Source organism: Flavobacterium sp. 9 (assembly GCF_002754195.1).
Lineage (GTDB): Bacteria > Bacteroidota > Bacteroidia > Flavobacteriales > Flavobacteriaceae > Flavobacterium.
The window spans coordinates 4,312,269-4,323,455 of record NZ_PEEU01000001.1 but is presented as its reverse complement, the minus strand read 5'-3'; the positions used below and the strand labels follow the sequence as shown (position 1 = coordinate 4,323,455).

Here is an 11,187-nt window from a genome sequence, read left to right as displayed (position 1 = left end):
TTGAAGGCAAATATTTTAAAATGTATATACTTGGTATAGTTAATTTTAGCAGAACAATATACAAATTCAGTTTTTAATACTAAAATTTTTGTTAGAATGCTTCCCGCTACTAAGTAAAAAACTTCGGAGAAATACAGAACTCTTTTTCTTTTTCAACATCTTGTTATGTTCACAAGTGAGACGCTCGTTCCAGCTGCGAAGAAAAATATAGAAACAAATAAGTCCTAAAAACGATTTTAATCGAAATCTCTTCTACTTTTGCCGAATGTTAGAAATTCTTTACCAAGACGAATATATTATCGCAATTAATAAACCAAGCGGATTGTTGGTTCATAAATCATTTTATGCGCGCGATGCAAAAGTTTATGCTATTCAGGAATTGAGAAATCAAATAGGTCAACACGTTTATCCTATTCATCGGCTAGACCGAAAAACATCTGGCGTCTTGTTATTTGCATTGGATAAAGAGGTTCTAAAAATTATGAATGATCGTTTCGCCACACGCGAAGTCGAAAAAAAATATTTAGCAATTTTACGTGGTTGGTCGCCCGAAGAACTAACAATTGATTATGATTTAATCAATGATGATGACATTAAACAAAATGCAATAACATACTTTCATCGTTTGCAAAATGCCGAAGTTGAGTTAGAATTTAACAATAAACCAACATCACGATATTGCTTGGTAGAAGCGATTCCAGAAACTGGACGTATGCATCAATTACGAAAACATTTCAAACATATTTTTCATCCCATTTTAGGAAGTCGTCCACATGGCTGTAATAAACAAAATAAATTATGGCTTGAGAATTATGATCTAAAAGGAATGATGCTTCATGCACATCAGTTAATTTTTGATCATCCAATAAAAAATGAACAACTAATTCTGAATGCTAAAATTAATGAAGAATTTAGCAGAGTTGGTACTATTCTTAATCTGGATTTAAGTAAATATCAATAGAATAGTAATCCTCAAAAAACGGATTAGATATTTTAATGCTTCCCACTAAAATGACAAAAGCTTCAGCTTTCTCTGAAGCTTTTGTCATTTTACTATCTTTAGAACCTTCCTTGTCAACGTCTCGTTGCATTCACAAGTGGTGTTTATAAGCTGTTTTATTTATTTATTTAACTCTTTTTCAATTTCTTTAATAAGTTCAACTGCTTCCGGTTTTACATTTTCATCATAAACCCTTATATTATTCTTACCTAGTCTGACAAGAAATTCGATTGTCTTTTTAAATTTTGGATCTGCATATAATTGTTCTTCAGATTTATCTGCATTTTCTATCATTTTGTCAAAACACTTAAAGAGAAAATCATTATAAATTTTATCGACTTCGTTAATTGATGGTGCAAGTATTTGGTAGTAATTTAAAATTTTCTGTTTTAATTTTTCATCTTCAATATAGCCAATTTTACCACTAGATTTAAATCCTTCGTAATTGCCAATATTTATTACTTGTCCATGTGAATAAATTGGGAAATTAACTTTACCTTTTGACTTATAAATACTATCAAGTTGAAGAGTCGTTAGTGCTAAAATTTTTTCATAACCTATGTTTGACTCTTGGTATCCGCCCTTTTCAACGTTCAGGCTTTTTACATCATCTTTTAAATCATTCTTTAAGTTATTAAGAAAAATAGAAACTTCTTCTTGCTGGTGTTTGTGTTCACTCCAACTATGTAATCCTATTGAAAGCGTTACTGCAAAAACGATTATAAAAATTTCGATAATGATTTCTTTCACTTTCTCTCCCAATGTATGTTCTGTATTTTTCACAGTTTTATAAATTCTTTCTGAATGTTTCGTTATTTCTTCTTGCATGATTTGGTTTTCTAATTTAACTCTGGTTATTGTTGGCAGTTTATTTTAGTACGCTATTTACTTCAACGACTTCGAAATCGTCATTGTTTTGTAGCAGGTGTTTTAATATAGGAATATGTCCTTGTCCAAATATTAGTATAACATATTTGTCGTTTGCATTTATTTGAGTCATTATATTAGCGTAAATAGCAAGATTTCTTAAATACCAAACAGAAACCGATTCTGCTCCTGCAAAATTTTTACCTGCTCCAATCTTTGCTATAAATTTTAAATAAATTGATAAATTTCTTTCTAATTGATCAGGTCTATTTATGTACTTTAAAACTTCGGTTATTGTACCTTTTTTCAATTGATTATCAAAATCACTTATCATTGCATTTGCCTGAGTCCCTAAATCTTTTAGTAAATAAAGCTGATTGTTTTCTTTTGCGGTTGCAGCCATTAAACTATCGTGCATTGCATAGAATTTGTCTACACAGTTTATTTGATTTAATTTTAATTTTTTACCTAACCTAAAGCCAATTTGTTCTCTTTCTGAAACTGTAAGCTTATAATGGCCTGTTAAATATAAATTATACAAACTATCGGTAGAACGTTGACTATCGAATGGCTTTTCGATCATCACTTTAGTCGCTTTTGTTTGAGATAAAGCATTAGTTAAATCTTCTAATTCATTTTGTCGTTTAGTACTTAAAAAATCATCTACTTTTAGTTCAAAACTATCTGTGTGAGGCGTCTCGAAGTGAATTGTCCCAATTAATAAAATTTTAGTTTTATGTTTAGATTCTTGTCCGGAAGTTGTTGTTACAGTTAAAAGCGCAATTAAAAATGTAGAAATTGTTTTAATGAAAGTCATTTTTTAGTTTAATTTTTTATTATTGTCGTTCCTCTTAATTGCGATCACCTCATTTATATATGTGATAAGTATTACACATTATTTATTTTCAAATATATAATTTTTCCACTGTAAATCATCGTAAGAACTTTTATTTTACTGGATGTTTTTGGTAAATAAAATGTTAGGATACATTACGGAAAACCGTAATAATGAATTAAATATGGCTTTATAATTTTTGAAACGAAACTATAAAATGAGAAACTTACTAATATTGATTTTCATCTTTGCTTTAACAATAAACCAAGCCCGAGAAGTAATTCATTTCACTGAATTTGCAAATGGCTATAGACGTGTTTTCACGATAACTTTTATCTTTCTTGTTCTGGTTAATCATCACTTTTAAATTAATGACTTTCACTTTCTGATTCTTTAGATTTTACTAACACTAAATTATCTTTCTTTAAAACAAATGTATCTTCTTCTTTATAGCTCCAGGATTTCTCAGAACGCATATTTATACCATTTGCTTTAAAGGTAATTTTGATTGTATCACCTTTAGTTACAACATTTATGTAATCAAATGTGTTCTGAACGCTTGCAGTAAAAGGAACTGCAGAACAGTCTTTCAAACGCTCTAACTGTTTTTTATCATTTTTAAACCACTTTCTTAAAAAATTTAAATGCTCTTCTGAACATTGATAACCAATATTAAGCGCTGTATTAATTTTACAACTTAAATTATCATATTTTGCATTTGGTTCTCCATCCCAATCGCACTCACTTCCAATAAAACTTGCTACAAATCCAAGAGCTGCTTTTTCGGGTTCAGAAATGTTTTTGGAATATTCTTTATTTATAAAAATTGTATTAACCGTGTCCTTTAATTCTTTGTCATATGCATCTTCTCTCCATAAAAATTTTACAGATTTATCCGTTAATTTTATTGGAGTTTCGACTTTTAAAGTCTTAACTTCTGTTTTTAAATTTTCTGATTCATTTTTCTTTGCACAAGACATTATTAAAATCAAAACGGTTAAGCTTAAATATTTCATGGAGATTGGTTTGGTAAGTATAGAGCAATATTTATTTCCAAATATATAATTTTTCATGAAAAATATCCATATGAACTACTTGTATTTTATAAGCTTTTTTGTGCTAAATAATTTTATATCTATGTTGTTTTTGAATGCAGCACAAAGAGATCCAGAATAAAGTTTAGAGAAAAAAAATTGCGCAAAGTCAGAGACATTTGCGCAGCTTTTTATAAGAAACTATTGTCAAAGCAAAGACTAATTGCAATTGGAATTATATGTCGTAATGCCATCCTTTCTCCAATTAGAAAATGGAATCATATCTTTATCTGTTTGAATACATTTTAGATTAGGATTAAAGAATGCATATAAATTTACCAAACTTTGATTATTCCCGTTCTTAAGGTTCAAACTTACAAGTGAATTAGATTTACAAGAAAGAGAATAAATTTTAGGATTTTTAGAAATATCCAAGCTTACCAATTGATTATCAGAACACGACAAACTAAGCAATAATGGATTTTGACTTACATCGAGAGTAGCCAAACGATTTTTATAACAACTTAACTCCGTCAAAGGAGCGTTAGAAACATTCAATGAAGTCAATTGGTTTCTAGAACAACTCAAATAAGTTAAATTGATATTTTGTGTAACATCCAAAGAGGTCAGCTTATTTTCATCTAAAGACACTTTGGTTAAGGCTATATTTTTACTAATGTCTAAATTGGTTAATGCAGTACCTGAACAGTTCAAATACATTAAAGAAAGATTTTTAGTTAAATTTAAACTCGTCAATGGACTATTCCTACAATCAAAATTCCTAAGACTGGTATTTTGAGATAGATCTAAAGTTGTTACTTGATCTTCACCACAAAACACATATTCTAACTTAGTATTTTGTGATAAATCTAATGTTGAAAGTTTATTTTTGGAGCAATCAAAACCAATCAAAACATCATTTTCACATAAATCTAAAGCAGTTATTTTATTGATAAAACAATCCAAATAATTCAAAGCCACATTTTTAGAAACATCGAGATCATCTAATTGATTTCGACTGCATTTCAAAGCTGTTAAATGTTTATTTTGCCTTACATCTAAAGATAACAATTTATTTTCTTCGCAAAATAAAGTAACCAAATCGATATTATTATTTACATCTAAAGAGTTTAATCTGTTTTTGCTACAATTTAAAAAGGTCAAAGCCGTGTTTTTGCTTACATTCAAATTCGTCAATTGATTTTCTTCACAAGATAGATAAGTGAGTGCGGTGTTATGGGATAAATCAAGTGTGGTAAGTTTATTTTTAAAGCAAATAAGTTTAGTTAATGCAGTAAAGTCCTCTATTCCTGTTAAATCAACTATATCTCTATTTTTAATATGTAATTCCTTTATTTTGGCAATTTCTGAAGTCAGTACTTTTCCATCGGGTTCACCTGGATCACAACCTGTATCCTGCAAAGCGATTTCGAAATTAACATCAGGAATTGCTGTATATTTTTTTGTGTTTTGAGCGACTAATGTATTACAAAAACACAGTAAGCTAACTGTCACGAAAAGAAATTTAAAATTTATCATACTGATTTTTATACGCTTTTGAAGTTTAATTTAGTTATTATTAGCTGACAGCAATACTATTTTTAGATTACGAATATTCGAAATAACTATTAAAAGAATCCTGAAAATATATGATACTATTTTAGCATCGATCACTTTTATTTCTTTTTTACCAAACTTAACAAATAAGAAATCCTGTCCGTGTAAAATTTGGCATTTTTCTGGTAAAAAATCCTTGCATCCGGTAGTAATTCAGCCCCTTTATCCCATACAAATTTACCAGGATGTTTATCTTTAAACTCCTTCATTGTCTTTGCAACATACCAATATGTTGAATCTTTCCACTCCGTCTGTTTTTTGATAAAAACATTTTTTTCATCTTCAGTTTTATTTTCAAACGCAATTTCCAAAACAGTATTAAAAACCTCTGTTTCCCAGAATTGAAGTTCATGATAGTATTCTTTTCTACAATTCAATTCTTCCGCACTATTTTCTTTAATACATTGATTAACTTCTTTTTCAAGTGTTGGCAACGGATCAGTAATATTCTGCGCATAACAACTTGGCAACAATAAAACAAAAAATAAAATAAATCTTATAGTCATTTGATACTTATTCTCGGTTAATAATCTTTAGTAATTTTAGATCAATAAATAAATTTTAAACATATTCGAAAGCTAACTTACTTTTATATTTTTCATTCTAAAATTAATTTGCTTATAATTTTCCAGCAGAAACCATAATAAAAATCGGTCTTCTTAATTCGTCTTTCATCGCCGAATATTTTTCAATAATTTCTTCTGATGGTTTAGGTTCCGATATTTGTTTAACAGCAAAACCTGACTCAATTACAGTATTTAGAATACTTGCCACAGTTCGATGGTATTTAATTACTTTGTGACCTAAAAAATTCGTTTGTCTTACTCCTTCGTCTTGATAATTGTCTACTGGCCAATGTAACAAATTTCCTTTTTCGTCCTTAAACCAATCTTGTTCTGGTTTTGAAGTAAAAACAGGATGTTCCATAGAGAAAACAAAGCTTCCTCCTTTTTTCAGGAACTTATTAATTTTACGAAAAACAACGTCCAAATTTTGGATGTAATGAAAAGTAAGCGAACTAAAAATAATATCAAACTGCTCATTTTCAAATTCAATATCTTCAACAGGCATTTGATAATATTCTATTGATAGTTCTTTTGAATTTTCCTTTGCTTTATCAATCATTTTCTTTGACAAGTCAACTCCAATCACATTTTTTGCACCTTGTTCTTTGGCATAAATACAATGCCAGCCATAACCGCAACCAAGATCAAGAACATTTTTATCTTGAAAATCTGGCAACATATTTTTCAAAACATGCCATTCTCCTGCTGAATTTAATCCGTCTACAGAACGTGGCATTTTACCGTAGTTTTCAAAAAAATCTATATCGTCGTAAATATTTTGTTTCATCTCTTGCTTATTTATTAAACCTCGTTCCGTAAAATGTTCCTCGGTAACGCTGGCAAATATCTCTTACTTTGCACCCAATTTAGACAAATATAATTGAAAAACGGAAACTTCATAAAGTCGATGATCTTAAAACTAAATTTCTGAAATCCTTTCTTCGGAAATAAAAAAATCAATTAGAATACTAAGAACTAGCCGAAAAAAATGCCCCAATTCAGAGACATTTATGCAACTTTTCATGAGAATAGTTCGAAAAGCTCTCAAAATACCTTTCAAAAATATAAAGAATATTCTTTCAAAATAAATTATTTTCAATTTTTATTCAAAATTATCATTTTTACAAAAGAAGAGAAAAATCATCTTTATCCATTTATTAACGTAAAAACAACCATTTATTAATCAAACAAATACATCTTCATTAACCAAATTCCCTTGCGATTGATTATTTCTAAATGTGATATTTTCAGAATAATTTAGGCGAAATTTTTCAAAGTTTTTTTTGTGTATCTTGAAATTAGTTATAATTTTGCACCCGCAATACAAAAGCAGGCCCGTTCGTCTATCGGTTAGGACGCATGGTTTTCATCCATGTAAGAGCGGTTCGATTCCGCTACGGGCTACTTACTACAAAGCTTCAGAGAAATCTGGAGCTTTTTTGTTTTTATAACATTTTCTCTTGGATTAGATATTTGTTTTCGGATCAATGCAAAAACTTGTGGAGCTATAAAAATTAGGGATGAATTTAACCGCAAAATTCGCAAAGTTTTTTTGTTATAGATTACGCTCATTAAACGCAAAGTTCGCAAAGCTATATTGATAAAGCTTTGCGAACTTTGCGTTTATATAAAACCTTACGAATAAAAAACCTTTGCGCCCTTTGCGGTTAAAATAATTAGTCAATACAAAACATTTTATGTTTCTCCACAGGTTTTTCCGGATCCGAAAAATTAAGATATATCAAACCTACGATACATCATTTCTTAAATCTACAATTGTCCTAATTTAATATTAAAAAGACCTGTGAGCAACCAAATCCAGCGCATCTTTTATGATTTTTACATTGTAAATTAATCCGTCAGATTTTGAATTTTCTCAGCTTTTAGGATTGTTTCTTTTAATCGCTAATTGATAATTATCTCTTCAAAAATTAAGCTACATGCATACTTAAAATTGAAACACTTCATTTAATATTTCCAAAATCATTATAAGTCCTGAATTGAAAAAACTGGAGAGTAACAATATATAGTGAACTATCTAAGTTTTAGCTTTATGCAAAGCGATAGATTCTCATGAGCACTATCATTCAAATTATTGAATATCAAAAAAAATAAAAAATAAATGAAAGAATCTATTCGAATTCTTAACACTTATGAGTACAAACTTCAGTTTTTGCCAAAAGTAAATCCCCATGTATTATTTGACCAATCACTGCTTCAAATATATCGAATAGAAAATTATTTAAAAGAAATAGTAATACCGGTACCTCCATACAGAACAACTTTTAATTTTCTTTTGTTTGTAACAGAAGGTTTTATGAGTCAGCAGATAGAAACAGAAAACTATCTAATAGGTCCTGGACAAATATTAAACATTAAACAGGGAAGTATTACCAGAACAATTGAATTATCTGAAAATGTCAAAGGATTTTATGTAATGTATGAAAATGACATTATAACTTCTATCGCTTTAAGCAGACAAGACACTATATTTCTTACTTCGGATCCTGTCATAAAAATTCATGAAAATGCTTATGAATTCATGGCTACAGCACTAGAATTACTAGAAAAAGAACTGCAATCAGAATGTATACATCAAGATATCTGCATTACTTTTTTTCGCGCTATTATGCTAAAAATCATTAAACATGCGATTTCTAAACCATTGGGAATGGCTCGGGAACTTGACATTACTTATAAATTCAGGGAAAAACTTCAGCAAGAACATGTTGAGCATAAAAATGTTTGCTTTTATGCACAGGAATTAAATATTTCTGAAACATATCTGAATAAATGCATAAAGAAAGCAACCGGAAAACCGCCCAAACAATGGATTAATGAAATTTGTGTACAACACAGTCAAATATTGCTTCGTGATTTAGGACGCGAAATTGCTGATGTAGCTTATGAGCTAAATTTTCAATCTCTTTCTCATTTTTCCAGAGTTTTTAAAAAGGTAACGCATCAATCACCTTCTGCATTTCGTTTGGAAGTAAATAAATAATTGATTGTATTTTTTTTTTTAGATTTATAAAAAAACCTAACCTCTTTTTTAATTACTGGGTTAGGTAATTTTCATAAATTTTAATTTTTATTAGAATCCTACTGTTACCCCAAAAGCTACTCTGTTTACTGCAGAATTTTGGGTTGTTGAATTAATAATTTGTTTTGAACCTCCACTATATTCAATGCCCATTGTAAAATTTTTAGTGATATCATACAACATATTTACAGTAGCAAAAGTCAAGGCTACATGAGTAGTTTTATCATCATTATTAGTTACAAAATCACCTGAGGCATTATCATTAATTACTTTGCTTTCTACTAATGAAAAAGGTGCTGCATGATAGGCCATATTTGTATATCCTAACACAAGGTTGGAGTGTAAATTCTTTTTTGATCCAAAGAAATACTCAATTCCAGCCGAACCTCCATAAACAGGAACGGTTTTGAAATTACCATTTTGATCATAAATTCCATCATACATATTAGTGGCTCCTCCATTACCAAACAAAGCGCCTGACAATGTATAAGAACCCGCAATACCAGATCCTACAAGTCCTTGCGCCATAAAATAGCTTTTTTCATTTAGTTTGCTTTTGAAGTTTGCATTAATTCCCCAGCCCATTTCAAGAGCATTAGAAGCATCTTCTTTTGTGTAACGAATGCTTCGCCCCAGAAAGGCTAAACGAACAAAACTTCCGTCTTGCGAATATTTTGTAAATGCCGCTATTGGATCTACAGAAAATTGCCCCGGTGTACTTCCTCCGGCTATCTTAAGGTATTGTGCACTAGTTTCTGCACCTACTTCAAACTTCCATAATTTATCTTTCCCAAAGTTGTCGTAATACTTTACTTGTAAATGTCTTGCCCAAGTTCCTGAATTTGGACCTTCCCATTCTAATGTATTATACCACGTAGAAGTACCGCCCCCAAAAAAACTCCAGTCTTGTCCCACATGCCAGTGGTTATAATCGACATAAGCAACTCTTAGCTGAAGATTTCCTCCTGCGCCAGGTCCTCCCCACCATTGTGCTTCTATATAAGTAGTTAATGGTCCTTTTTCAAACCCATTATAAGTAGTTTTCCAAGCCATTTGAGTTTGATACATATTTGCATCTGCATTTTTATCTTTCAACCGATTATAAGGATCTGCTGAATTTAAGTTGAGTGATTGCGAGGTATTAATATCATTTCCACCCAAATTTATATAGCCATTCAATTTCAGACGTGGCGAAAACTCCATTTCGTACATTGGTTTGCCGTCTGAAGTTTGCGATTTTGAATCAAAAGAGATTTGTGCCTGTGATGTGTAGCTCGCAATAAGCAATAGCAAGCCTAATAATGATTTTGTTTTCATTACAATTTTAATTTTTTATGATTAGAAGGAATTGCTGTTTATCTATATTCAGCCGGTAAAAACTTTTTAACAAGAAGTGTAATCCAGCTCGCTGCAACAAATGGGAAAGTAAGTACACTGCAACCCATTTTTAGCATATATACATCTATCAAGGTCGATAGAATGATTGAAAAAAGGACATAGATTCCGTCTCTTACGCGAATACCAGAGAAAGTAATGGCGCAAAGTACGGCGTTAAAACTAAATAAACCCATATGAATATCCGCATTAGGCTCAGCAAACTGATAAGATAGATATGCGCTAATAAGTCCTGCGGCAATTGCATACAAAGCAGCAATTGGACTATTAATAAACACTGCAAGAATAAATAAAATTCCGGCTATCATACTTCCCTGAAAAATCACTTCTCCAAAACCACGTGCAACTGTCGCCAATCCATTTTCGTCTACAAGAGACTCAGCAGGCATTACTGGAGCTCCAATAATATCCAGATTATGAAAAACATAAAGACAAACCCAGGTAATAAGAATAAACGGAAGTGTAAATGCGGGTATTTTGCGTCGAATAAAAACATTTTGGACTATTGCAGCCAACGCAGATCCTAGAATAATGGTTATCCAAATAATTAGTTCTCGTTTAAAAAAGAAAGTTAATGCTACTCCAACAAGTGTTGCGCTAAATCCATAAAGTCCATGTTCTATTTCTGTTTTGTCATATTTTAATAATTGAGCCGTAATCAACCCAACTGAAGCTGATAAAATAGCTGCAATACCCATTACAGGTGAACCATAAAATATTCCGATAAGAAACAACAGCCCTGTCCAAGGATTTTCCTGAAGCATGATTTGACCAATACTGGTCAAAACCGTTTTTATATAAAGATTAATTTTTTCCATAAATTTTAAAGT

11 protein-coding genes and 1 tRNA gene are annotated in these 11,187 nt (G+C 30.5%); 3 read left to right on the top strand and 9 right to left on the bottom strand.

Annotated elements, in window-relative coordinates; translation table 11 throughout:
• Nucleotides 1–265: 265 nt before the first annotated feature.
• The gene (locus tag CLU81_RS17935) at nt 266–961 is read left to right on the top strand and encodes a pseudouridine synthase (protein WP_099711067.1); all 696 of its coding nucleotides are present in this window, start codon (nt 266–268) and stop codon (nt 959–961) included.
• Here CLU81_RS17935 and CLU81_RS26860 read toward each other — a convergent pair.
• The 7 genes from CLU81_RS26860 to CLU81_RS17905 form a co-directional block, all read right to left on the bottom strand.
• The gene (locus tag CLU81_RS26860; protein ID WP_158235349.1) at nt 933–1,091 is read right to left on the bottom strand and encodes a hypothetical protein; all 159 of its coding nucleotides are present in this window, start codon (nt 1,089–1,091) and stop codon (nt 933–935) included. The genes CLU81_RS17935 and CLU81_RS26860 overlap by 29 nt on opposite strands.
• Before the next feature lie 29 nt (nt 1,092–1,120).
• On the bottom strand, nt 1,121–1,828 hold the full coding sequence (locus CLU81_RS17930; protein WP_099711066.1) for a DUF6090 family protein: 708 nt from the start codon (nt 1,826–1,828) through the stop codon (nt 1,121–1,123).
• A gap of 40 nt (nt 1,829–1,868) precedes the next feature.
• Nucleotides 1,869–2,684: a DUF5694 domain-containing protein gene (locus CLU81_RS17925; protein WP_099711065.1), complete on the bottom strand. Its 816-nt coding sequence runs from the start codon at nt 2,682–2,684 to the stop codon at nt 1,869–1,871.
• A gap of 386 nt (nt 2,685–3,070) precedes the next feature.
• The gene (locus CLU81_RS17920) at nt 3,071–3,718 is read right to left on the bottom strand and encodes a hypothetical protein (RefSeq protein WP_099711064.1); all 648 of its coding nucleotides are present in this window, start codon (nt 3,716–3,718) and stop codon (nt 3,071–3,073) included.
• Nucleotides 3,719–3,955: 237 nt separating this feature from the next.
• Nucleotides 3,956–5,251 (bottom strand): hypothetical protein, encoded by a 1,296-nt coding sequence (locus CLU81_RS17915; protein ID WP_144444522.1) that lies wholly within the window; start codon nt 5,249–5,251, stop codon nt 3,956–3,958.
• 161 nt (nt 5,252–5,412) lie between these two features.
• Nucleotides 5,413–5,787, bottom strand: a complete 375-nt coding sequence (locus CLU81_RS17910; protein ID WP_158235348.1) for a hypothetical protein — start codon at nt 5,785–5,787, stop codon at nt 5,413–5,415.
• Between the two features lie 184 nt (nt 5,788–5,971).
• Entirely contained in the window at nt 5,972–6,706 is a 735-nt protein-coding gene (locus CLU81_RS17905; protein ID WP_099711061.1) for a bifunctional 2-polyprenyl-6-hydroxyphenol methylase/3-demethylubiquinol 3-O-methyltransferase UbiG, read from the bottom strand.
• A 545-nt stretch (nt 6,707–7,251) separates the two neighbouring features.
• Between CLU81_RS17905 and CLU81_RS17895 the strand changes: the two genes are divergently transcribed.
• A tRNA-Glu gene (locus CLU81_RS17895) sits at nt 7,252–7,323 on the top strand.
• Between the two features lie 718 nt (nt 7,324–8,041).
• Nucleotides 8,042–8,923, top strand: a complete 882-nt coding sequence (locus CLU81_RS17890; protein ID WP_099711059.1) for an AraC family transcriptional regulator — start codon at nt 8,042–8,044, stop codon at nt 8,921–8,923.
• Nucleotides 8,924–9,013: 90 nt separating this feature from the next.
• Here CLU81_RS17890 and CLU81_RS17885 read toward each other — a convergent pair whose 3' ends face one another.
• Nucleotides 9,014–10,279 (bottom strand): hypothetical protein, encoded by a 1,266-nt coding sequence (locus CLU81_RS17885; protein WP_099711058.1) that lies wholly within the window; start codon nt 10,277–10,279, stop codon nt 9,014–9,016.
• 38 nt (nt 10,280–10,317) lie between these two features.
• Entirely contained in the window at nt 10,318–11,175 is an 858-nt protein-coding gene (locus tag CLU81_RS17880; RefSeq protein ID WP_099711057.1) for an urea transporter, read from the bottom strand.
• Between the last annotated feature and the right edge of the window lie 12 nt (nt 11,176–11,187).